18 protein-coding genes are annotated in these 23814 nt (G+C 70.2%); 2 read left to right on the top strand and 16 right to left on the bottom strand.

Annotated features, from left to right (window positions below; all coding sequences use genetic code 11):
- From ABTZ89_RS06055 to ABTZ89_RS06015, 9 genes are all read right to left on the bottom strand, one after another.
- Positions 1 to 645, bottom strand: a 645-nt coding sequence (locus tag ABTZ89_RS06055; RefSeq protein WP_351040789.1) for a M20/M25/M40 family metallo-hydrolase, incomplete at its 3' end; no start/stop codon positions are given.
- A 10-nt stretch (positions 646 to 655) separates the two neighbouring features.
- On the bottom strand, positions 656 to 1321 hold the full coding sequence (locus ABTZ89_RS06050; protein WP_351040786.1) for a DUF1028 domain-containing protein: 666 nt from the start codon (positions 1319 to 1321) through the stop codon (positions 656 to 658).
- Positions 1318 to 1740: a RidA family protein gene (locus ABTZ89_RS06045; RefSeq protein ID WP_270952342.1), complete on the bottom strand. Its 423-nt coding sequence runs from the start codon at positions 1738 to 1740 to the stop codon at positions 1318 to 1320. The genes ABTZ89_RS06050 and ABTZ89_RS06045 overlap by 4 nt, the downstream gene beginning before the upstream one ends.
- On the bottom strand, positions 1740 to 3056 hold the full coding sequence (locus ABTZ89_RS06040) for a flavin-containing monooxygenase (protein WP_351040783.1): 1317 nt from the start codon (positions 3054 to 3056) through the stop codon (positions 1740 to 1742). The genes ABTZ89_RS06045 and ABTZ89_RS06040 overlap by 1 nt, the downstream gene beginning before the upstream one ends.
- Positions 3057 to 3245: 189 nt before the next feature.
- The gene (locus ABTZ89_RS06035; protein WP_351040780.1) at positions 3246 to 4640 is read right to left on the bottom strand and encodes an MFS transporter; all 1395 of its coding nucleotides are present in this window, start codon (positions 4638 to 4640) and stop codon (positions 3246 to 3248) included.
- Between the two features lie 196 nt (positions 4641 to 4836).
- Positions 4837 to 5796: a LysR substrate-binding domain-containing protein gene (locus tag ABTZ89_RS06030; RefSeq protein ID WP_351040777.1), complete on the bottom strand. Its 960-nt coding sequence runs from the start codon at positions 5794 to 5796 to the stop codon at positions 4837 to 4839.
- Between the two features lie 125 nt (positions 5797 to 5921).
- On the bottom strand, positions 5922 to 7418 hold the full coding sequence (locus ABTZ89_RS06025; RefSeq protein WP_351040774.1) for an APC family permease: 1497 nt from the start codon (positions 7416 to 7418) through the stop codon (positions 5922 to 5924).
- Positions 7419 to 7668: 250 nt separating this feature from the next.
- Entirely contained in the window at positions 7669 to 8244 is a 576-nt protein-coding gene (locus tag ABTZ89_RS06020; protein ID WP_351040771.1) for a nuclear transport factor 2 family protein, read from the bottom strand.
- A gap of 114 nt (positions 8245 to 8358) precedes the next feature.
- Positions 8359 to 9486, bottom strand: coding sequence for a PucR family transcriptional regulator (locus ABTZ89_RS06015; RefSeq protein ID WP_351040768.1), 1128 nt, complete (start codon positions 9484 to 9486; stop codon positions 8359 to 8361).
- Positions 9487 to 9792: 306 nt separating this feature from the next.
- On the opposite strand from ABTZ89_RS06015, the gene ABTZ89_RS06010 reads away from it, so the two are divergent.
- Positions 9793 to 10263 carry a hypothetical protein gene (locus tag ABTZ89_RS06010; protein ID WP_351040766.1) on the top strand — a complete coding sequence of 157 codons (471 nt, stop codon included), beginning with the start codon at positions 9793 to 9795 and terminating at the stop codon, positions 10261 to 10263.
- Positions 10264 to 10307: 44 nt separating this feature from the next.
- On the opposite strand, the gene ABTZ89_RS06005 is transcribed toward ABTZ89_RS06010, so the two are convergent.
- From ABTZ89_RS06005 to ABTZ89_RS05985, 5 genes are all read right to left on the bottom strand, one after another.
- Entirely contained in the window at positions 10308 to 11450 is a 1143-nt protein-coding gene (locus ABTZ89_RS06005) for an FAD-dependent oxidoreductase (RefSeq protein WP_270952334.1), read from the bottom strand.
- A gap of 98 nt (positions 11451 to 11548) precedes the next feature.
- Positions 11549 to 13030 carry a sodium:solute symporter family protein gene (locus ABTZ89_RS06000; RefSeq protein WP_351040763.1) on the bottom strand — a complete coding sequence of 494 codons (1482 nt, stop codon included), beginning with the start codon at positions 13028 to 13030 and terminating at the stop codon, positions 11549 to 11551.
- A gap of 187 nt (positions 13031 to 13217) precedes the next feature.
- Positions 13218 to 14381, bottom strand: coding sequence for a winged helix DNA-binding domain-containing protein (locus tag ABTZ89_RS05995; RefSeq protein WP_351040760.1), 1164 nt, complete (start codon positions 14379 to 14381; stop codon positions 13218 to 13220).
- A 75-nt stretch (positions 14382 to 14456) separates the two neighbouring features.
- Positions 14457 to 15842, bottom strand: a complete 1386-nt coding sequence (locus tag ABTZ89_RS05990; RefSeq protein ID WP_351040757.1) for an MFS transporter — start codon at positions 15840 to 15842, stop codon at positions 14457 to 14459.
- Complete coding sequence (locus ABTZ89_RS05985) at positions 15839 to 17059, bottom strand: M20 metallopeptidase family protein (protein ID WP_351040755.1); 1221 nt, start codon at positions 17057 to 17059, stop codon at positions 15839 to 15841. Before ABTZ89_RS05985 ends, ABTZ89_RS05990 begins: the two co-directional genes overlap by 4 nt.
- 675 nt (positions 17060 to 17734) lie before the next feature.
- Between ABTZ89_RS05985 and ABTZ89_RS05980 the strand changes: the two genes are divergently transcribed.
- A complete protein-coding gene (locus ABTZ89_RS05980; RefSeq protein WP_351040752.1) occupies positions 17735 to 18184 on the top strand; it encodes a hypothetical protein in 450 nt (149 codons plus the stop codon).
- Positions 18185 to 18328: 144 nt separating this feature from the next.
- On the opposite strand, the gene ABTZ89_RS05975 is transcribed toward ABTZ89_RS05980, so the two are convergent.
- A complete protein-coding gene (locus ABTZ89_RS05975; RefSeq protein ID WP_351040749.1) occupies positions 18329 to 21085 on the bottom strand; it encodes a LuxR C-terminal-related transcriptional regulator in 2757 nt (918 codons plus the stop codon).
- Positions 21086 to 21123: 38 nt separating this feature from the next.
- Positions 21124 to 23811 carry a benzoate 1,2-dioxygenase electron transfer component BenC gene (benC, locus tag ABTZ89_RS05970; protein ID WP_351040746.1) on the bottom strand — a complete coding sequence of 896 codons (2688 nt, stop codon included), beginning with the start codon at positions 23809 to 23811 and terminating at the stop codon, positions 21124 to 21126.
- Positions 23812 to 23814 lie beyond the last annotated feature (3 nt).

Raw genomic sequence — 23814 nt, 5'->3', positions numbered from 1 at the left:
TCCACTGCGGAGCAGTGGACGGAGGCCGAGAAGGCGGAGCAGGCCGAGAGCGCGAAGCGCGGCTGACCGACCAAGGCGAAGGGCGCCTGCTGCCGCGTGCGCGGACCGGCCGCGGTAGGAGATCCGGGAATGGCTGACCGCGAACGGCCTCGCCTCTGCGACGTCGACCGGGCCCGGGTGGACCATCATCGCCAGGTCGACGTCGTGGAACGCGCCCCGCTCCAGCATCTCGATCTTGCCGCCGCCGCCCTCCTCGGCCGGGGTGCCGTACACCTCGACGGTCAGACCGAGGTCGTCGGCGACCTCGGCCAAGCCGAGCGCGGCACCCACCGAGGAGGCGGCGATCAGGTTGTGCCCGCAGGCGTGCCCCAGTCCGGGCAGCGCGTCGTACTCGGCGCACAACGCGATCCGCAGCGGCCCCGTGCCGTAGCTGGCCAGGAACGCGGTCTCCAGCCCCAAGTAGTCCGCGGTCACGGTGAACCCGCGGCGATCGAGGAGCTCCGGGACCGTCGCGGCGGCGTGGTGCTCCTCCCAAGCGGTCTCGGGCCGGGCGTGCAGCCTCGTCGACAGCTCGACCAGGTCGTCGGCCACTCGATCCACGGCGGTGCGGATCGCGGCCTTCTCACGGGTCACCGTGCTCGGCATGGGGTTCCTCCTACTGGTCGCCGGGGACGCCGTACGACGGCGCGGTCGCGGGATTCAGACCGCGGCGGACGTAGTCGTCGCGCTGCGGCAGCCAGATCTCCAGTGCTCCGGCCAAGTCGTCGATCGGCGCCTCTGACCAGTCGACCCGCAGATCCGTCACCGGCCACTCCACGTCGGCGACGACGGCAAGACCTGCCGAGTGCACCGGCCCTGCCTCTCCGCCCGCCGCGACCGCCGCCTGCAACGCGGCGAGCAGCCGCTCTTCGAGCTCGCCCGTCGCGGACTCGAAAGCATCGACCATGGCCGTCGGAATCCCGCTGCCGCTGAGCAGGTTTCCCGCGGCAACCGAGTTCGGGCCGACGGCGGCGCCGTGGGTGCCGAGGGTCTGCGCACCGCTGAACCAGGCCGTCGGCCCGGCCAGCCCGACCGCGGTCAGCTGGCGGTAGTCCAGATCGGTCGCGCCCTCGCCGACTTCCCGCAACGCGAGCTGGGCATCGCCGTGGACGGCCAAGCGGTCGAGGATGCGCCCGCCCAGGCGAGGATCGGTCACGTTCTGCGAGGCGGCGGCGCCGACGCCCGGCCTCAGGTGCGAGCAGCGCGCGGCCACCGCGGGGCTGGAGGAGCTCACCGCCATCCCGAAGCGGCCGTCCTGCCTGGCTGAGATGGAGAAGGTCATCGGTCGTCCTCCGGGATCACGGCGATGGCATCGATCTCGCACAGCCACTCGGGGCGTGCCAGCGCGGAGACCACGACACCGGTGGAGATCGGGTGGACGCCCTTGGTCCAGCGGCCGACGGTCCGGTAGACGGTCTCGCGGTAACGCGGGTCGATCAGGTAGATGGTCAGCTTGACCAGGTGCTCCATCCGGCTGCCCGCCTCCCGGAGCAGCATGTCGATGTTCGCCATCGCCTGCTCGGCCTGGGCCCCGACGTCACCGATCCCGACCGACTCGCTGGTGTCGAGGTCCTGCCCGATCTGGCCGCGGACGTAGACGGTGTTGCCGGCCACGACTGCCTGGCACAGGTCGTTGTCGAGGTTCTGCTCGGGATAGGTGTCGCGGGTGTTGAACGGGCGGATGCGGGTGTGGGTCGGCATCAGGCTGCTCCGGTCGTGTTGGCGGTCGGTTCGAGGGCCCAGTCCAGCCGGGACGAGTCGGTGCCGGGAGATCCGGCGTAGGCGAGGTAACCGCGCTGGATCTCGATGTGCTCGGCCACGTACGCGGCGTCGTGCCAGACACCCCAGAGGAAGCTCGACCCGCGCCGCGACAGCCACGGCAGTCCGAGGAAGTAGACCCCGGGCTCGGCGGACACGCCGCGGGTGTGCTGCGGCTTGCCGTCGTCGTCGAAGGCGTCGACCTCCAACCAGCTGTAGTCGGACCGGAATCCGGTCGCCCAGACGATCGAGGTGATGCCGGCTTCTGCGAGGTCCAGCTCAGAGATCGGGTCGGTCACGCAATCCGGATCTGGCCCGAACACGCGGGCCTGCGGTTCCTCCGGCAGGTCGAGCCCGTTGCGCTCGATGTAGGCATCGGCCTCGTCGAGCATCTTCAGGTAGTTGGCGTCGCCGTTCGCGATGTTCTGGCGCAGGTCGTCCGCGAAGTGCATCCGGCCGTCGGTGAAAGCACGGGTCATGCCGAGGAGGGTGATGCCCTCAGCCGCGAGGGCGCGGAAGTCGACGGTCCGGCCACCCCGGGCCCCGCTGACCGCGATCGTGACGTGCTCCGCCCCGCGAGGCGGGGCTGCCGCGTCCCACTTGTTGAGGACTCCGAGCCACCAGCAGAAGTCGCGGCCCCGGTAGCTCCGCGGCGGCCGGTCGTGCGGACCGACCGACAGGTGGACCTCCTTGCCGGAGCGCTGCAGCTCGTCGGCGATCTGGACGCCCGATGACCCCGCCCCGACCACGAGGACACCGCCTTCGGGCAGCTGCTGCGGGTTGCGGTAGCAGCTGGAGTGCAGCTGGGTCACCCCCGCGTCCTCGGGAACGACGGGCGGGATGACCGGGGTCTGGAACGGGCCGGTCGCCGCCACCACGTAGCGGGCGTCGATCACGCCGTCCGAGGTCTCGACGCGAAAACCGGGGCGCCCGAAGTTCTTTCGCACGTGCCGGACTTCCACGCCGCAGCGGATCGGCGCGTCGATCTTCTCCGCGTACGCGACGAGGTAGTCCGCGACCTGGTCCTTCGAGGCGAAACCGTCGGGATCGACGTCGTCGAACCGCAGTCCCGGGAAGCGGTCGTGCCAGGCCGGGCCGTTGGCCACCAGGGAGTCCCAACGGCCGGTGCGCCAGCGCTCGGCGATGCGATCGCGCTCCAGCACCAAGTGCGGGATCCCGCGTGCGCTGAGGTGTTCGCTCATGGCCACCCCGGCCTGTCCTCCGCCGACCACGAGGACCTCGGTCTCGCACTGCGACATGTCTTTCCTCCGTTCGCTGGTCTCGACGTTCTACGACCACCCGGACCGGTCAACGGGGCCGCCGATGATCCGAGTCTGAGCGAACTCACTGCAACAGACCAGCATATGTTTTCGAATCATTGCATCGGCTCTGTTGATGCAATGGGTTGCGCGGAGCCGCCCGATCGCGTGCGGACGGGCCCGCAGCTGTCAGGAATTCCCCTTGCCCGCAACCGATCCGGAGGCCCGCGGGACCCCCGCTCCGGCGCCGAGGTCCTGCTCCTGCAGCAAGCTGGTCCCCGCGGTTTCGCGCATGCTCAGCGCGGCGACGAGCCCGATCGCTGCGGCCACCATCAGGTAAGGGCCGGGGACCAGCAGGCTCCCGGTGGCGGTGATGAGGACAGTCATGAAGAACGGCACCGTGCCGGCGAAAAGCGCGGCGGTGATGTTGTACGCGATCGACAGCCCACCCTGGCGGGTCCGGGTCGGGAAGATCTCCGCGGCCCACACGGCGTGGGTGCCCAGGATCGCCGAGAGGATCACCGACAGCCCGAGTGCCGCGACGACGGTGCCGACCATCCCCGTCTGCATCAGCAGGTAAGCGGGCGTGGCCGAGACCAGCAGGGCAACGGCGGCGCCGACCAGGACGGGCTTGCGACCGATCCGGTCCGACAGCCGGCCGAACACGGGCACCAGGACGAGCCCGAGCAGCGAGACGAAGGTCGAGAGGAGCGCGGCACTTTCGGCGGAGTGACCCAGGTGGTCCGTCTGGTAGTTCACCAGGTAGGTGAGCACCGCGTAGAAGAGCACGTGCATCATCGTCATGATCCCGGCGGCCTGGAACAGCTGCCGCGCATTGGTGCGGAAGAGCTCGGAGATCGGGCTGCGCGACACCGAGCCGGTCGCCTCCAGCACCCGGTACTCCGGCGTGTCCTCGATCTTCGTCCGGATGACGTAGCCGATCACACCCATCGGCGCCGCGACCAGGAACGGAATCCGCCAGCCCCACGCGGTGACCTGCTCAGGCGTCAGCGAGACCGACAGCAGGTAGAAGGCGAACGACCCGGCCAGGAAGCCGAGCAGCGACCCGACCTCGAGCCAGCTGACACCGAAGCCTCGCCGGGCGCGGGGAGCGTGCTCGGCCAGGAAGCTCGCGGCACTGCCGAACTCGCCGCCGGCCGCGAAGCCCTGCACCAGCCGGATCGCGACGAGCAGGATCGGTGCAGCGATCCCGAGCGTCGCGTATCCCGGTAGCAGACCGATCGCGAGCGTCGAGATCGACATCACGATGATCACGATCGACAGCGTTCGCCGGCGGCCGATGCGGTCGCCGAGCGGCCCGAACACCAACGCGCCGAGCGGGCGGATGCCGAAGGACACCGCGAACACGGCGAACACCGACAGCACGCCGGCGACCTGGTTCTCGGCCGGGAAGAACACCGCCGCGATGGTGGTGGCGAGGTAGGCGTAGACGGCCCAGTCGAACCAGTGGACGAAGACGCCGATCGCACCGGCCGCCACGCTTCGGCGCAGCGAGGCGGGATCGGTCTGGACGGTCGCGTCGAGCGCGGCGTCGGCGGCGGAATGTGAGGCGAGTTCGGACACAGGGCCTCCTGCGGTCGTCGCGGGACGGCGGCAGGACCGTCAGCGCCCCTGCCGTGAACAGCGCGGACGACGTCAGCGCTGTTGGGAGGCGACGCTATGCATTCCCGGGTGATCACTCAAACAGAGATATCGGGTCCAGTGCATCAGCAATTCCGATGCAGGATGGCACCGGCGAGGGTCGACACCGGTCGTCGGATCAGGAGCGCGGCGTGCGGACGTTCTCGCCCAGCCGCCCGGTCGCCACCCCGAGCCGTTCGACGACCGCGCGGGCGCTGTCGGTGACCGCGCGGGCCCGGGCCGTGCGCCGCACCGACTCCATCCACGCCACCACCACCGACAGCGACGGCGCGTCATCGGCGATGGGGCGCGACTCGACGCGCCCACCGCCGTAGGTGCCGTCGAACACCGGCTGCTGGTTCAGCAGCGAAAAACCCAGTCCCCGCGCGACCATCCCGCGGACGGCCTCGACGCTGTGCGAGCGGTACGCGATGCGGGGCGTCGCACCGGCCGCGGACAGCAACTCGCGGAAGTATTCGCGGCTGTGCGGGAGGTCGAGCAGCACCATCGGCTCGTCGGCCAGGTCGCGCAGCCGGACCTGCGAGAGCTCGGCGAGCCGGTGGTCGGGCGGCAGGACCACGTACGGCGGCGCCTCGGCGATGGCCTCGCGCGCCACCCCCTGCCCGAGCCCCAGGTCGTAGGTCACGGCCACCTCGACGGTGCCGCTGCGCAGCGCGGCGCTCACCGCGCCGGCTTCGAGTTCGAGGACCTCGACCTCGAGCCCGGGGTGTGCCGCGCTCAGCTCCGCGAGCAGCTCGGGCATCACGAACGGGACGAGGGTGACCATGCACGCCAGCCGGATGCGCCCGCGCACGTCGTCACCTCGGCCTCGCGCCGCGTCCAGGACCTCGCCGAGGTGCGCGAGCAGCCCCCGCACATCCCGCAGGAACTCCTCCCCCGCCGCGGTCAGGACGAGACCCCGCGCGTGCTGGCGGATGAACAGCGGTGTGCCGACCTGCCGTTCCAGTTGGGCGACCGCCGCCGAGACGGCCGACTGGGCGACCCGCAGCTCCTCTGCCGCCTTGGTCATGCTCAGCGCGGACGCGGCCTCGACGAAGTAGCGCAGTTGCGTCAGGGTCACGTCCGGTTGCCCGCTCACCGAAGCACCACCTGATCATCACTGGAACTGCTGCCGAATTCGAGTGCAACGGTACAGCAGATTCAACATCGGCCACGAACACGAGGACGCCTCGATCCCGCCGAAGCGGTCGAGGACAGCCCTCGTCAGCGCCGGTCCCCTTCGGGGATCGGACCGGACTGATCCGCGTGCGCGTTGAACTTCTCGAGGTCCGTGGCGAGTGCGCCGTAGGCGGTCGGTTTGGTGCGCTTGAGGTACGTGCTGTAGGCGATGCCTCCGATGAGCGCGAGGACGAGCAGGAGCGGTAGGAGCCGCACCGCCACCGCATCGGAGCCGGCGACGATGTCGAAGTTGGCGATCGCCAGGACGACGATCGACAGCATCCCGAGCAGGCCGATCCCGGGCGCGGCGAAGGTGCTCCACCACCGCCGGTCGCGGGCTCGGCGGAAGTGCACGATGATCGACAGTCCCGCGAGGGCTTGGAGGACGAGGACGCTCAGCGTGCCGAAGCCGATCATGGACGGCATCAGCGAGGTGATGGGGTCGGCGCCGACAGCGGCGAAGATCCCCGCGACGCCCGCGGCGAACATCGCCTGGACGAGTCCCGCGACCTGCGGAGCGCCGCTGCTCCGGGTTCGCGCCAGGACGTTCGGCAGGATCCGCGCCCGCCCGAGCGAGTAGAGGTAGCGGCTCGCGGAGTTGTGGAAGGCGAGCATCGCCGCGAAGAGGCTCACCAGCAGCAGGACCTGCAGGACGACGGTCAGCTGCGGACCGAGGTAGGTCGCGGCGAGGGAGAAGACGAGGTCTCCCGATTCCGCGTGGTCGAGCGCGGTCCGCTGCGCCTCGGCCGTTCCGGTAGCGCTGACCACGGCCCAGGCCGTGACGCCCAGGATCACCGCGATCGCGGTGATCGCCGTGTACGTGGCTCGCGGAATCGTGCGCAGCGGGCGCTTCGCCTCCTCGCTGAACAACGCGGTGGCCTCGAAGCCGAGGAAGCCGGTCGCCGCCAGCAGGAGCCCGATCGGCAGCGATCCCGAGAAGACGGCCTCCGGCGTGAACGCCGAGAAGCTGTACCCCGTGCGCACCAGCACCGAGATGTCGAAGATCAAGAGGATGAGGATCTCCAGGACGAGCGAGACCCCGAGGACGCGGGAACTGAAGTCCACGCCGATGCGGGCGAGCGCGAAGCAGGCCGCGATGGACAGCAGCCCCCAGGCGAACCAGGGCATGTCGAAGCCGGTGAGCTCGGCGATGACCGCCTGCATGTAGAAGCCGCTGGTGCCGACCGTGCCGACGACGAAGAAGTTGTAGCCCACCGTCGCGATCAAACCGGCCACCAAGCCTCCGGTGCGCCCGAGGCCCTTGACCACGAACGCGTAGAAGCCGCTGGCGTTGACCAGCTGCTTCGACATCTGCGCGTAGCCGACGGCGAAGAGAAGCAGCACGATCGCCACCAGGAAGAACGAGACCGGGGCTCCTCCCCCGTTGCCCAGCCCGATCACCAGGGCGGACACCACGACGATGCCGGTCAGCGGCGCGACGGCCGCGAGCACCAGGAACACGATTCCGGCCACGCCGAGCGCGTTGGCGCGCAACCGCGTGTTGACGACGTCGGCCGTGCTGAGAACGCTGTCGTCCGCCACATCGGCTCCCGAAGCAGGCAGATCGGCGCGAAGCCCGTCCCGCGTGCGGCTCCGCTTCCCGGACACCACTCCACCGCGCCGCACATGCTAGGCAGGCCGACCGCAGCCGCGAGCCCGAACCTGATCGCGTCCACCCGAATGGTCCAGCACTGCTGGGTATCCGAAGAATCGGAGTTGAACTGCGCTTGCTGCGCAACGAAAACCGCAGCCGGGGCGGTAGGCCCCGGCCGCTCGTCCGACGCCCGGACTGTCAGGATGCGGTCGGTGCTGCTCGGTCGCTGGCGGGGTGCACGAGGTCGATGTACTCCTGGGGCAGCTCGTCGAAGGACAGCTTGGTCACGCTGGCCACTCCGCCGTTGTAGGAGTCCTCGCCCTGGACGAGGCCGTTCTCGTCCACCGGCCACAGGATCAGCTGGCGGTGGACGACGAGGTAGTCGGCCGACTCGTCATCGACCGGGATGCCGCTCTGCGCCGCGTACGAACCGGGGTAGATCTGCTTCAGGAATCCCTCGGTGACCACGCAGTGGTCGTCGACGACCAGCCGGTCCAAGGTGAACTCGAGGATGTTGGTGCGGGTCTTGAGAAACTCCACGTAGTACGTCCGGACCCCGTCGCGGCCCGTCGGGCCGACGTCCTGGCCGCCGTGCCAGAAGTGGTAGTCCGGAGCGGGGCTCAGCGTCGCCATCAGGCGGTCGAGGTTCGGTTCGGCTTCCGCCTTCATGTGTTCGATCACGATGCCCAGGACGACGCGGTGCCGCTCGTTCGTCGTGGCGGCGAGGCGCTCCTCGAGCATTTCCCAGGTGCGGTTGGGGTCGATGACGGCCACGGGAACTTCCCTTCTGCGGCAAGCGGATGTCACGTCAGATGGTGTCCCGGGAACGCCGGCGGATCATCCGACGCGCGTCGGCAGGTACCCGCGGCCCGCCCGACGCGCGTCGGTTCAGAACGTCTCGCCGAACACCTCCGAGGCGGCCAGTTCCGTCGACGACAGCGTCACCCGGCGGACCATGAGCACCAGCGTCGCCTTGAACCGGTCCATCGGATCCGCCAGGTCCCAGCCCATCTCCGCTTCGAGGTGGGCGAGCCGGGCAGCGACGGTGCTGTGGTGCACGTGCATCTCCTCCGCGGTGCGCCGGAGCGACCCGAACACGCAGTAGGCCTCCAAGGTGGCCACCTCCTGCTCGCCGGCCGGGGACGTCGCGATCACGTTGATGCGCGCCGCATCCGGGTCGTTGAGCAGGCGTTTCAGCGGCAGCTCTGCGAGCAGTTCCAGCGATCCCAGCCGCCCGTACGACACGGCCCGCCGCCCGTATCCCGTGGACGAGGCGAAGCGCAGCGCTCGACGTGCCTGCTTCCACGACGCGGGCGCGGCGTACACGCTCATGCGGTCGCCGATCCCCACCCACGGGCCGCGCGCGCCGTCCGCACTGGTGCGCGCCATCGGATGCTCGACGACGATCGCGCTGTGCAAGTCTTCTGCGAGCCGGCGGTCGTCGCTGTCGTCCTGCAGGAGCACGGCCGTCAAGTTCCCGACCGCGACCGAGTGCACGAGGCGCCCCGGACAGATGCGCGCGACCAGTTCCACCGCGTCCTTGCTCGACGTCGTGGACAGCGCGAGTGCGCGCACTTTCCTGGAGGTGTCGAGTCCGAGCAGGCCAACCGCCCGAACTCGGTCCTCACGCCGTTCCTTGTCCGAGAGCACCACTTCCAGCAATCCCGGATGCCCCAACCGCGGACCGGTCGCAGACCGCGGCACGGCAACCCGCAAAGCGTGCTGGAGCCGGTCGAGGAGGAGCGAGTCGAGCGGATGTTCAGCAGTGCCACCGCGTTCGACCCACACAGCCGGTTCCGAGGTGGTCGACGTCGCGGGGCATCCGTCGTCGAGCAGGTCGCCCAGCGCCCCGTACCGGATCACCGTGCCCGATGCCCACTGCGCACCGACGGGGCACTCCGCGAGCAGCGCCGCAGACCGCACGAGCGCGTCGGCGTTGGCGGCGGACTCGCTGAGCCCGTCGAAGAAGGCGATGACCCGGAACATCGACAACGCGTCGGAAGCCAGCTCGGACATCCGCAACTGCTCATCGCCAGTTGGCACGTCGAGCACCAGAACCTCCAAACACCGAGCCACCGTCCGGCATGACGTTGCTGAGAACGGCGCGGAAGCACCGATTCTCCGCAGAAACCACACCCTGCTCAACCGGCAGTGCCCGCTGATCGGGAAGACGTCCTCGCGCGAGGTGTTCCGCGAGACGCGAGAGCGGCGATGCTGGTACCACAAAGCTGCCAATGCCCTTGCCCCGCTGTCGAAATCCGCCCAAGAAGGCTCCGGCCGATCTTGGCAGTAGTCGGCCAGGTCCCAGGTTACAGTCGGTCGATGCACATCTTCCTGCTCCTGGTCGTGGCGCTGGCGCTTCTGCTGTTGCTCGCGCTGGTGATTTACGGGCGGCTCGTGGTCCGCAACCAGCGCAGGTCCTTAGCAGTGCTGCGTCAGAACGGCCTCGCGTTCCTGTGCCGTCCAACGCTGGGCATGCTGAGCTTCGCCGGATTCATCCTCAGCGTCGACCACAACGCGATCTCGCTGTGGAAAGTCGGCCTCGGCGAACCGGTGCGGAAGCAAGCGTTTCCCAGCCCTGGGGCCAGGGTTGCGCCAACCACGGTGAAGATCAACGTTGCGCGCAGGTCGTCCGGGCTGTCCGTGATCTCCTCGGCCGCAGAACGAGTGGACGTCGTCATCTACCCTGATCCGACGATGTCGTACTCGGCCCCCGCCGGTGGTGCTTTTCTCGACCTCGTGCGCGAAAAGATCCAGGAGGAGCTCGCGCGCATTCCCCGGTCCCCCGAATGACCATCGGATGCGCCCACCGCACGAAGGTCACCAAGGGACCGAGCTCAGCTGGGCTCGGCCGCCACGCGGAACTCCGCCGGCACGTCCGAGGTGTCCGCTGCGCTGGCCACGTCGGCGGCCATGGCACCGATCAGCGGCGCGAACTTCGCCCCGTGACCGGAGCAGGGCGACACCACGGTGATCCCGTCGGCTCGGTCGAGGACGAAGTTCTCGTCGGGGGTGTTGGTGAACAGGCACGTGGTCTCGGCGTAGGGCTCCGGCTCCAGGCCGGGGAGGTGCTCCTGCACGTAGGAGGTGACCCGGCGGCGGTTGTCCGGGTCGACGAGCTGGTCCTGGTGCGCGGCCGACGGCAGCGGTTTGCCGCCGTTGAACTCGGCGACCTTCTGCCCGCGGAAACCGGCGTCCTCGCCACCCGGCAGGCCGTAGACCACGATCCGGTCGGTCATGGAGATGAAGGTCGGCCACGAACTGCCGGATCCGTCCCGGTACGGGAAGTGGTACGCCTGCTCCTGCCGGACCACCAGCTCCGGCATCCGGGACAGGAATCCGCGCGGGAGCGCCAGATCCGCCAGCAGATCGGGCAGCCAGCCACCGGCGCACACCACGACTCGTTCTGCTTCCACGACATCACCGCGGCTCGACACCAGCCGGTACCCGGCGCCTTCCCGCGCAGCCGACGCCAGCTGCCAGCCCGTCTCCAGGTGCGCGCCGTGCGCGACCGCCAGTTCGACCATCGCCTCCACGGCTGCCTGGGCGTGGATCACCCCGGCGCCCGGGTGCCACAGGACCGGGGTGTCGAAGCGGAACTCCGGCCACCGCTCGGTGGCCTGCTGGACGCTCAGCAGCTCGTGGTCGACGCCGAGGTCTCCGAGCACCTGCGCCAGGGTTTCGGGCTGGCGTCGCGCGCCGAAGTCGACGGCGCCGGTCGGCGTGACGAGGGTGCGGCCCGCACTTCGTTCGAGCTCGTCCCACAGCGGTTTCGCCCGCACCATCAACCGGGCGTAGAGGCGCTCGGCGTAGGCGTAGCGGAGGATGCGCGCGGATCCGTGCGAGCTGCCGCCGCGGTGGGCTGGAGTCGTCTGCTCGAGCAGGGTCACCTCGTGGCCCCGGGCGGCCAGCTGCCACGCGGTGGCAGACCCTGCCAGACCGGCACCGATGACGGCGTACTGCGATGTGAGCGAAGGCACTGCGGCTCCGGAAGATCGTCGAATCGGGGTGGACGAGACCCATCAGAACCCGCCTGGTCCAGATCTGTCCAACGCGTCCTCGTCGCCGACTGGTGCGTTCAGCTCCCCGCGGCGTCCCGCTGAGCCGGCTCCGCGCCGGGCTCCAGTCGGCCCGCCGCGCGCGCCATGAACGCCTCCGCCTTGGCGTTGTCCGGTTCGCTCAGCAGGCTGGCGGCCACGTACGCCACGAGGCTCAGCCCCATGCCGATCAGGATCCGGGTCGCGTCACCTTCCCAGAACGCGGGGAGCGGAACACCGAGTTCGATCACGAACCCGTACAGGATGAAACCGCCACCGGCCACGATCGCGGCCACCGCACCGGTGCTGGTCCCCCGGCGCCAGAAGAAGCCGAGGATCAGCGGCACGAACAGCCCTGCCGCCAGCACCTCCGAAGCCAACGACAGCAGGTTCAGCGCGCTGGGCAGCCGCACCGCCACCAGGAATCCCGCGACCGCCGCGAGTGCGGTGCCGATCCGCCCGTAGCGCACCTTCGACCGCTCGGACGCGGCAGGGCGCACGTACTTCACGAAGAGTTCGGCCATGTAGAGCGAACTGAGGTTGAACGTGGTGCAGATCGTCGACATGATCGCGGCCGCGATGCCGACGAAGACGATGCTCCCGAGCAGCGGGGACATGTGGTCGCGCACCAGCGCGGACACGATGCCTCCCGACGGCAGCTGCGCGAAGACCGCGACCGATGCGACGCCGGTGAAGACGACCAAGAAGTAGAGCGGGATGAACCCGCCCATAGCCGTCACAGCGGCCAGTCGTGCGCCTCGGGGGTTGCGCGCGGCCTGGATGCGCTGCCAGGCGGCACCGTCGATCGTGAAGGCGAGCCCGAAGGAGATGATGTAGGTCAAGTTGTCGCCGATGCCGCTGAAGAGGTTGAGGTACCCGGGTCCGCGAGTGGCTTCGACGGCTTGACCGATGTTGTGCGGACCGCCCGCGAGCACGACCGCGACGACGACCGTCACGACGAGTCCGGCCAGCAGCAGCACGAACTGGATGGTCTCGGTCAGCACGACCGCCCGGAATCCGCCCGTGATCGAGTACAGCAGCGACACCGCGGTGCCGAGGACGACCGCCGTCGCGTAGCCGATGCCGAAGAACGACGCGAAGAACCCGCCGATCGCGACCATCTGCGATGCGCCCCAGACGATCAAGTAGATCGTCAGCACCACCGAGAGCAGATTTCCGGCGGTGGCGTTGTAGCGCGAAGCCATGATGCCGTTCTGCGACACCGAGCCGACCCGCCGGATCGCGGGCGCCAGTGCGACCAGTGCGATCACGGCGAGCACCGTCGGTCCACCTAGGACCCACCACGACACCAGTCCGGACTGGAAGGCCTTGTCCACCGAGATCAGCGCGGAATTGGCGCCGTACCAGGTCGCGATGAACGCCAGCCCGAGCGACCACGACGGCATCGCCCGGCTGGCCAGGAAGTAGTCCTCCTCGGTCGCGGTCCTCCGCTTGTACATCGCCACGGCCAGCAGCACCGCGAAGTAGACCGCCAGACTGCCGACCAACCACGCACCGGACATCTCGATCCTCGACTTCCCGCCGATACGGCAATCGTCAAGTGCCCTGTTCGAGGGGCAGGACTCTAGGAGTCCGGAACGAGGGAGGACAGTCCGATTCCCATGCCGTGAGAACCCCGGCGATCACGAACGCGGCCGTGATCGAACATCCCGGCCCAGACCGGGAAAACCGCTCACGCGCTGTGCCGGATCACGCCGTGCGGAGTTCCTTCTCCAGCGGTGTCGGGAAGGACGGGACCACGGGCGTGCCGTCCAGCCGGGACTGCAGAGCATCCGCCGCGTCCCGCACGGCGCGGACCGCCGCTTCCCCGCGGTCGACCAGCAACCTGGTGGCGATGTTCCCGTCCGGCCGCACCGCCCAGCCTCCGACGACCTCACCACCCCACCAGACCGTCGGCCCGATGTTGCCGTTCCGGTCGAACAGGGCCCGGGAATCCGCGGGCAGGTACCAGTCGCGTTCCTTCCAGCCCATCGGCGTCGGATCGAGGGCGGGCAGCAGCGCGGCGGTCGGGGCGGCGGGCTCGTCGGCCACGGCGTCGTCGGCCAGGACAAGCCCGCAACCGACGTCGACGGTGTCCAGGGCGGCGAGGGCCTTCCGGGTGACGCCGAGCGTCCAGCCGGTCCACCACCGGACGTCGGCGACGGTGGCCGGGCCGAACCGCCGCAGGTACTGCTCGACCAGGCGGGCCTTGGCATCCGGCAGCTCGGGGATGCCCTGCGGCCACCAACGCGACGCCGGTTCCCAGGTGTGCGCCCGGGACGTCCACGACCCGCGCGGTTCGCTGCGGACCATCCGCCCCTCGGCCCCCATCAACACCAGCACGGACGTGGTGATGTTGCGCTTCACGTCCCACTTCTTGTCCGAAGTCGGCAACAGCGCGGTCCGCAACCGCGGCTCGTCGGCCGACAGCTGGGCCGCGGTGGCCGAACCGCGTTCCGCCAGCGCCGCCTCGACCGACGACTCCAGCGACCGCAGCCAGCCGTCGACGTCGGCGGGCAGTTCCGGCTCGGTGGGGATGTCCGAAAGCTGCCGGACGAGCCGTTTGCGCTGCTGATCGGCGATGTCCAGCGACGCGGCGTGGTGCACGACCGGAACCAGGTCGGCAGGCACCACGAACAGCGTCCGGCGCATCGCCAGCATCCGGACCAGCGCGCGGTCGTCGTACATCGCCCTGGCCACGTCCTCGATCGACACCGAGGCGCAGCGGGCCAGCACCGACAGGAAGACCGTCGCCGGATCGGTCGCGTGCAGCACCACCACATCGGACGCCGCCCGGACCGGATCGCCCGCCGTCCCGGCGAGGTGGTGCCGGGCGACCAGCCGAGCCCGCCGCCCTTCGATGTCGAACCCCATGCCCCATGGCTACCAGCCGACCCCGACAACCACCGGACGCACCGCCGCGAAACCCGCAGCCGTCGTGGCGGCGGTTCAGGCCGCCGGCTCGCGCAGTGCCTTGCGGCGTCCGTGCTGCCCGACCGACTTGTCCTTCAGGTCGATGCCCTTCGTCTCCGGCAGGCCCAGCACGACGAGACCGCTGATCAGGCCGAGCGCGAGGCTGTACCAGATGAACGCGCTGGCCATGCCGTGGCTGGAGAAGAACGTCTGCAGGTACGGGGCGGTGCCGCCGAACAGCGCCACGGCGATCGAGTAGGGCACGGCCAGCCCGACCGCCCGGATCCTCGTCGGGAAGATCTCCGCGTAGACGGCGGGCCCGATGGACGTCGACATGGCCAGGAAGACCAACGCGATCGACATCGCGAAGAACAACGACCACGCCGACTGGTTGAGCATCGCGTTCAGCGGGAAGCTCAGGACCGAGAGACCGACGAGCGCGGCCAGCAGGATCGGCTTGCGGCCGATCCGGTCCGAGAGCGCGCCGAACAGCGGGCAGGCGATCAGGAAGACGATCTGCGCCGCGACGCCGGCCCACAACGCCTGAGCCGCAGGCACCTTGATCACGCTGATGGCGTACGCGGGGGCCGAGATCGCCCACTGGTAGTAGAGGACGGTCATCCCCACGGTCATCCCGATGACCTGGAAGAGCAGCTTGGGGTGCTCCCGGACGGTCCGCCAGATGGCGCCCTTCTTGGTGCGGAGGTGCTGCTCGTCCTCGTTGGTGGTGGGGTCGTCGTGGACGGCTTCCTCCACGAATGCCTCGGTCTCGTGCATGCGCAAGCGCATGTACAGCGCGTAGAGCCCGAACACACCACCGAGGATGAACGGAAGCCGCCAGCCGTAGGCGTTCATCGACTCGGAGCTCAGCATCGTGGAGAGCACGGCGGCGAGCAGGGTGCCGCTGAGCTGCCCGACGGTGCCGGAGAAGTAGATGAGGCTGGACCACAGCCCGCGCTTGTCCTTGGGGGCGGCCTCGGCGATGTAGGTCTGCGCGGAAGGCAGTTCGCCGCCGTGCGCGAGGCCTTGGGCGAGGCGGGCGAGGACCAGGATGATCGAGGCGCCGATGCCGATGGTGGCGTAGTTCGGCGCGATGCCGATCAGCAGGCTGCCGCCCGAGGCCAGCGCGACGCACAGCGCCATGGAGAGCTTGCGGCCCATCTTGTCGGCGATCCAGCCGAACAGCGCGCCGCCGAAGGGACGTGCGAAGAACCCGGCCGCGAACACGATGAGCGTCTTGAGCACGTCGGAGACGGGGTCGCCGCCGTGGAAGAACTGGGAGGCGAAGAACGGGGTGAAGGTGGTGTAGACACCCCAGTCGAACCACTCCATGGCATTGCCGGAGCCGATGCCGAACAGCGTGCGGGCCTTGCTCTGGTCGGCGGAAGTCCGGATGTGGCTGCGGGATTCGGTGTCGCTCACGATGCGATCTCCTCGGCGAAGGCGTCCAGCCTGCGGGCGGCGAGGCCGGCGTAGACGGCGGACGCGTCGGACAGCACCGCCGGGTCGAAGTCCGCGCGCGGCGAGTGGTTCATCGGGGCGGCATCCGGATCGAGCCCCGGCGGGGTGGCGCCGATGCCGAGGAACGCCCCGGGGACGGCGGCGATGACCCGGGAGAAGTCCTCCGACGCCGATATCGGGTGGGGCATGTCCTGGTAGCGCTCCTCGCCGAGGACGTTGCGGACCACGTCGGCGCTGAAGTCGACCTCGGCGGCCGTGTTGACGGTCGTCGGGTACTCCCGGTCGAACCGGTACTCGACGTCGACGCCGTGCGAGGCCGCGACACCCTCCACAGCCCGCCGGATCGAGGAGGCGAGCAGCTCCGAGTTCGCCTCGCTGTAGCAGCGGACGGTCGCTTCGAACGTCGCGGTGTCCGGGATGATGTTGCGCCGCGTGCCACCGGTGAACTTGCCGACGGTGACCACGACGGGGTCGAAGATGTCGAAGGTCCGGGTCACCATCGTCTGCAGCGCGGTGATCATCGCCGCTGCTGCGGCGATCGGGTCCTTCGCCCGGTGCGGGGCCGAGCCGTGGCCACCGGCACCGCGGACGGTGACGTACAGCCCGTGCGAGGCGGACATGACCGTCCCGGCCCTGCTGGTGAACACCCCGGACGGCAGCTGGCTGGAGAACACGTGCATGCCGAACGCGGCGTCGACCCGCCTGCCCGCGGCGTCGAGGACTCCTTCGTCGATCATGACACCGGCGCCGTCGAAGCCCTCCTCACCGGGCTGGAACATCAGCACCACGTCGCCCTTGAGCGCGTCGCGGTGCTGGCACAGCAGCTTCGCGGCACCGACCAGCGACGTGGTGTGCAGGTCGTGCCCGCACGCGTGCATCGCGCCGTTCGTCGAGGCGAAGTCGAGCCCGGTCTCCTCGTCGACCGGCAAGGCGTCCATGTCCCCGCGTATCAGCACGGTCTTCGGGTCGGCCGCCTCCCGCTGCCCACCGCGGAGCACGGCGGTCACCGACGTCGTCCTCGTGCCCGTCGTGATCTCCAGCGGAAGCCCGGAAAGCGCGGAGAGCACCGCCTCCTGGGTCCGCGGGAGGTCGAGCCCGATCTCCGGATGGCCGTGCAGCCGCTTGCGCAGCTCGGCCAGATCGCCCTGCATCGCCGTGGCATCTTCGAGAAAGGTCATGCCCTGCTCCTTGCCTGCCCGCGAACCTCGCCAACGCCGGTTTTGCCCGAGTTCGACGAACCCGGTTCCGGCGCAAGCCGTTCCGGCCCGCCCGAGCCGGACCGTCCGAATTCCGCCAGGCCGCGATCGCCCGATCGGACGGTAAGAGATAGGACGACCGGTGTCCAGACGCCGCAACAAGATGGCAACAGCAGAACACCGAACCGGAACCAGCCGGTTCCACAAGCACGCGCGGCCGGTACTCGCGCAACGCGATCCGAATCGGCGCCAGTCGCCGACCAGAAGACCACTGTGGACGGATCAGCTGGCACCTCCACGCGCCCAGCTCCGACCCTGCTTTCGCGGCGACACAACCACCTTGTTCACAGCGGAGCGCAGTGTAAGGTGAATCGTCCGATAGGGGCCAGTTCGGGGGGCGGCATGACGAGCACTGCAACGCGGCGCGGTCCGTGGATGTGCGCAATCGCGGGACTCTTCGCGACCATTCTCACGGGCTGCTCGAGCGATACCGACAGTGCTGCACAACCGAGCACGGACGCGCAGCCCGCACCTACCTCGGCGCCCGCACCCAGCACCGCAGCTGCGACGGATTCCCCTTGCACGTACACACCATTCGGCGTCCCGCTCCCCAACCCCGAAGCGCCCGCCTACGCAGGACCCGGCCCGCACCTCGCGGTGCTGGAGTACGCGACCGGTGCCAACAACAGCGCCCTCACCATGCAGGACAGCGGCGTCACGAGCCTGCCGCCCGAGTGGCGACCGCCGTACAACGACGACAACGTCAAAGTCGGCGAGATCGAACCGCGCTTCGACCCGCGCGAGACGCAGTTGGTGATCTGCCTGACCGCGATGCGGCAGGCCGGGGCGACGCCGATCGGCACGTGCACGATGTACGAGATCGACATTCCCTCGACCTTCGAGGTCTACCCGGCGGACTACGACTTCACCGCCTACGAGGCCCGCACCGGCAATGCGCTCACCTCCTTCTCCATCCGCGGCGACCAGACCGCGGAGCAGTCGTGCCCCGGAGCCTCGAACCTGGTCGGCAACGAACGATTCGGACAAGCCATCCAACCGGACACCTTCGCGGCACACGTGCAAGACCTGATCACCCGCACGGCGTGAACCAAGGCCGGTTCCCCGCGGAACGCCGGTTCGACATTGATCCACTTTGGACTTCGATCACGTCCACAAGGGACGTGTCCGCGTTTGCCTGGAGGAGTGGTCGAGGCTGTCGTCCTGATCAGCCAGACCTCGTCCGCACCGTCGTCATGGCGAAGTTGTGTCCTGGTGGGCGCGTCGGGCTGCGAGTTCTGTTCGGGTGCGGATGCCGAGCTTCGCGTAGATGCGGGTGAGGTGGTACTGGACGGTCTTGACCGAGACGAAGAGCTCGGCCGCGACCGCCTTGTTGCTCTTGCCCTGCGCGACCAGGCCGGCGACGGCTTCTTCCTGGGGCGTGAGCTCGTCGAAATCCCGGTGCCCGCGCACCACGTTCACCCCGCCCGCAGCGAGTTCCCGGTCGCACCGCGCGACGTAGGTATCCGCACCGAGCGCGAGGTAGCAGTCGCGTGCGGTCGTGATCACCGCGTCCGCCTCGGCTCGTCGCCCGGCGCGGCGCAAGGTCTGGCCGAAGGCGAAGTGCACCCGCGCCCGGTCGTAGCGGAACGGCAGCGGCTCCAGCAGGGTGATCGCGCGCTCGAACGACGCCCGCGCGGCGTCCAGGTCGCCCCGCATGCCGTGCCACCGCCCGCGGGCGTACGAGAGCCGGGCGCGTGCCGATGCGTGCCCCCGCGCAGCAGCGTTCTCCTCGTGGTGGGTCAGGAACGCGTCGGCCTCGTCCGACCGTCCGATGAGGACCAGGGCATTGGCGTACACGTCGGCCCACGGCCAGTACCCGGGCTGGCTGACCCAATCCCTGGCCCAGGGTTGCGAGAGCGGCTCGAGGGCGCGCACCACAGCTGCGTAGTCCGCACGTGCCTCGCTGAGCGCGGCCCGCGCCATGGCCGCTGGAACGCGCATGATCTCGTAATCCCGGGCACCGGCGTCTCCGGCGCGCAGGGAACGTTCGGCCTCGTCCCAGTCGCCCCGCAGGGCGTGCACCTGGGTTCGGGTCCAGGCCAGCAACGGCACGAGCAGGTGCATCCCGGAGCGTTCGGCGAGCTCGACACCGGCGGTCGCGGTCCGCAGCGCGTCGGCCCACTCCCCCGTCATGAACTGGACCCTGGCGAGCCATCCGTGCGCCCACAGGGAAATGCGCAGCGAGCCGCCGAGGAAGTCGGTCGGCAGCGCGCTCTCGAGCTCTTCCCGCGCGCGTTCGGGAGCGTCCGCGGCCAGGTGCAACCACCCGGCGGACATCGTGACCCGCTGCGCGACCGGCCCCTCCGGAACCCGCTCCATCAGCGCGGGGTAGCCGCGGAGCGCGACGTCGGTGCCGTCGATCGGTGCGACGCCGAGCCCGCGGATCGCAGCGGCCTCGACGGCCGACGGCTCGTCCGGCGCCACCAGCTCGATGGCCCGGTCCGCCCACTCGACGAGGCTCCGGGGACGGCAGCGCGCCAGGTGGTGGAGCACGTACCGCTGGGCGATGAGCGAAGCCGTGCCCGGGTCCCGGTGGGCGTTGACCAGTTCCCAAGCGCGGCCTAGGCGGTTCTCCGCTTCGGCGGGCCGGCCGCGGACCACGGCGAGGTAGCCGAGCACCGCGTTGCGCAGCGGGGTTTCGCGCAGCGACTCGAGCTGGGCGAGGTAGCGGGAGGCGCGGGGCACCTCGCCCGCTCCCACGAGCGCATCGACCGCCCGGAGCAGCCGGGCACCGCGGAGCTCGTGCTCCTCGCTGGCCTGCGAAGCGAGCATGAGCAGGTCGGCTGCGGTCGCCCAAGCACCCTGGTGGGCGCGCTCGGCAGCGAGCTCCTCGAGGCGATCGCCGAGCTCCGCGTCCGGCCGGGGCGAGGCGAACCACCGGTGCCGCAGCGCCAGCGCGGGATCGGCGACGACGTCCGCCGCCACCGAGTGCAGCTCCGATCGGCGAAGCGGACCGAGTTCGTCGAGCACGGCGCGCCGCGCTACCGGATCGGGCAGGCGCGCCCACGCACCGTGCTCGTCGAGCAGCGCCAGCAGCCCGGCCCGGGAGGCCAGGTCGACCGCCTCCGCCACGGCCGTCACGCCGGCAACGCGACCTGCGTCGACGACCTCGACGGCCCTGGCCTGGCGATCAGCGGCCTCCAGGACCGCGACGGCCGCCACGACCTGGCGTGCTTGCACCGGCAGGGTTTCGAGCCGGGCGCGGATCGCGCGGGCCGCCGTCGCGGGCGCTGGGAGCGAGAAGTGCGGGGCGGACCAGTCGGCGGCCGGTACCTCGTCCAGGATCTCGACGACGTCGCGGACCCGGCCGCCCGCGTGGCGGACCAGCCGCTCCACCTGGTGCGCCGGCAGGACGACGCCGCGTTGCTCGGCGAGCGCGGCGACGTCGTCCGCGGTCAGCTCGTCGAGCCGGACCACGCGCCGGGCGGCTGCGAGGACCGCGTCGTGGAGCAGGTCGTCCGCCGCGCCCGGAAGGGCCTCCCGAACAGGCTCGCGCCAACCGAGCACGATCAGCACCCGAGGCACGCCCGGGCGCTGTGCTGCGCTGACGAGCGCCTGGACCGAGAACGCGTCCGCGTGCTGGGCATCTTCGAGCACGACGACGGCGTCCCACACCGGTTGGCCATCGGTGCTCTCGGACGTATCGCCCAGCGAGTCCAGCCAGCGCCTCGCCGCTCTCGGCGGCGAGTCCGCAGGCCCGGCCACCAACCGCTCCAGCACGGTGCCGGGCTCGTCCTCCCACGGAAGGCCGAGCAGGCGGTGGGTCGAGGTGCTGGCGACGGCGGTGCCGCACTGGTCGGCGAATGCGCGCACGAACGTGCTCAGACCACCGCCGACGGCCGCTGTCACCACGACCAGCTCCGATGTCGCACCCGGTTTCGCGACGGCGCCGACGAGGTCGTCGAGCGCTCGCCGCCGGGACGGCACCAGTCGTGGTCCAGGGCTCATCGGACCACCGTAGGCCAGCTCGGCCTGCGTCCACGAGGTCAGCCGAGGTCCCCACCGGCCACCGGCAGCACGGTGCCCGTGATGTAGGAAGCCTCGTCGGAGGCGAGGAACGCGATCGCCGCAGCCTGCTCGTCGAGCGTGCCGTAGCGGTGCATCGGCGACGAGGCGATCGTCTGGTCGATGTGCGCCTGGAACCACGCCCGCTCCTGGTCGTTGCGCGGTTCCGGGGTTCCGCGCGAGATCTTGCGTGCAGGCGCCTCGGTACCGCCCGGCGCCGTCGCGACGACGCGGATCCCGTGGTCGGCGTACTCGAGGGCCAGCGAGGCGGTGATGGCGTTGATGCCGCCCTTGGCCGCCGAGTAGGGGATGCGGTGGATGCCCCTGGTGGCGGCCGACGAGACGTTGACGATCACACCCGATCCGGCCGCCACCATGCCGGGCAACGCCGCCCGGCAGGCGAAGAGCGTGGTGAACAGGGAGCGGTCGAGCTCGGCGCGGATCTCGGCGTCGGTGAACTCGGTGAACGGCTTGAAGTTGATCGCGCCCCCGACGTTGTTGACGAGCACGTCGACCCGGCCGTGCTGCGCGATCGCCCGCTCCACCAGCGACGCAGCGCCGTCCCACGACTCGAGGTCGGCGATGGCGGAAGTCGCCGAGCCGCCGTGCCGGACCAGCTCCTCGGCCACCTCGCCGACCAGCTCGGACCTGTCGGCGAGCACCAGGTTCCCGCCCTCGGCGGCGATCCGGCGGGCGACCTGCGCGCCGATCCCCTGCGCGGCGCCGGTCACGACGACGACCTTGCCGGCGAACCGCCCGGGGGTGACGAACCGCGGGCGCGCACCGGCGGCGGTGTCCGCCATGGCGCGGCGCATGGTCTGCTTCGAGCGCTCGGCGTGGGCGGCGATGAGGGCACGTGCGCCGTCCCGGTCGCCGCGCTCGAACGCCTCGACGATCTCGACGTGGTCGGTGGCGCAGCGCGGGTGGCACCACGTCGCGTTGCGCAGGACCTCGGCCATCCGGCCCTTCACGCCCAGCGCCTGGTAGGCGTGCAGCAGGTGTTCGTTCCCGGTGAGCGTGAAGAGGTAGTCGTGGAACGCCGCGTTGGTCTCGGTGTACGCCGCGGCGTCGACGAACCGGTCTTCCTCGACGTAGGGCAAGGTGAGTTCGGCGAGCAGCCGGTAGCCGGCGAGCTGCTGGGAGCCGAGCCGCCCGATGGTCAGTTCCAGCGCACCCAGCTCGAGTGCTTGCCGCGCCTCGAAGAGCGCGTCGGAGGACTGGACGTCCGGGTGCTCCTCACCGATCTGGTAACCGTCCGGTGCCGTCGTCGCCTGCGCGGCCACCGGAACCTGCTCCGGCGCCGGAACCTGTTCGGGCGCCGGGAACATCTCCTGGCCGGCGATGTTCCGCCCCTCGGCGGCGACCAGCAGGTCGCGGTCCGGGTCGAGCTCGGTGACCGGCCCGTCCCCCGCGGCCGGCACGCCCATCAGCTGGCCCGCGATCCGCCGCGCGACGTCTCCGGGGTCGGTGTGGTCCGCGACGCCCGACCACGGCCCGATCTCGGTGTCCGGGAACATGACCTGCCCCGCGATGTTCCTGGCCTCGGGGTCGGTGATCAGCTCCTCGACCGGGAGCGGCGCGGCAACCTCCGGCGCGCTGGTCCCGTCGCCGGCTGCGCGCTCGGCACCGGCTGCGGCGAGGGCGAACTTCTCGTAGTAGAAGCCGGTCGGTTCGACACCCGCGTCGGCGACGTGGCTGCGGACCGCTTCGACCATCGGCGGAGGCCCGCAGAGGTAGATGGCCACGTCTCCGCCGTTGAGGTGCTCGGGGCGGATCAGGCTCATCACGTAGCCCTTGTTGGTCGCCGAGCTGTTCGGGTCGGCGACGCAGTGGTCCCAGGTCAGGCCGGGGAGATCGGCCACCACGTCCTCGATCTGGTCGAGCGCGACCAGGTCCTCGTCGGTGCTGACCCCGTAGATCAGGTGCGCCCGCCGCTGACTTCCTTCGGCGCGCAGCTTGCGGACCATGGACAGGACCGGGGCCAAGCCGGTGCCACCGGCCAGCAGCAGCACGGGACGATCGGTCTCGCGCAGGAAGAACGAACCGTTCGGCCCGGTGAAGGTCAGCTCGTCGCCGACCGCCGCGCGCTCGGTCAGGTATTCCGACATCACCCCGCCGGGGCTGAGCTTGACGAGGAAGGTCAGCCGCTCCTCGTGCGGCGCGTTGCTGAAGGAGTAGGAGCGCGACTCGCCGGTCCCCGGCACGGCGATGTTGACGTACTGCCCCGGCAGGAACGCCAGATCACCCCGGTTCGGGATCTCCACGGACAGTTCGACCGTCGTCGCCGAGAGCCGCCGCAGCTCCGCGACCGTCCCCACGTACGACTCGGCGCGGGTCTTGGCGACCTCCGAGGTGCTCGCGATCTGCAGCACCAGGTCGGAACGCGGCCGCATGCTGCAGGGCAGCACGAATCCGCGCTGCGCTTCGTCGGCGGAGAGCGCGTCGTCGAGGTAGCTGCCACCGTCGAAGTCGCCCGACTCGCAGAACGCCTTGCACGTCCCGCAGGCCCCGTCGCGGCAGTCCAGCGGGATGTTGATCCGCTGGCGGTACGACGCGTCCGCGACCGTCTGGTCGGGCCGGCAGGTGATGAACCGGGTGACACCGTCCTCGAAGGACAGCGCGACCTGGTGGGCGGCCACCTCGGTGGTGACTCCGCTGTCGACGCTCATGGA

Source organism: Saccharopolyspora sp. NPDC002686 (genome assembly GCF_040295745.1).
Taxonomy (GTDB): Bacteria; Actinomycetota; Actinomycetes; order Mycobacteriales; family Pseudonocardiaceae; genus Saccharopolyspora; species Saccharopolyspora oryzae.
The sequence above is the reverse complement of the archived record's forward strand: the minus strand, read 5'-3'. Positions and strand labels throughout refer to the sequence as shown.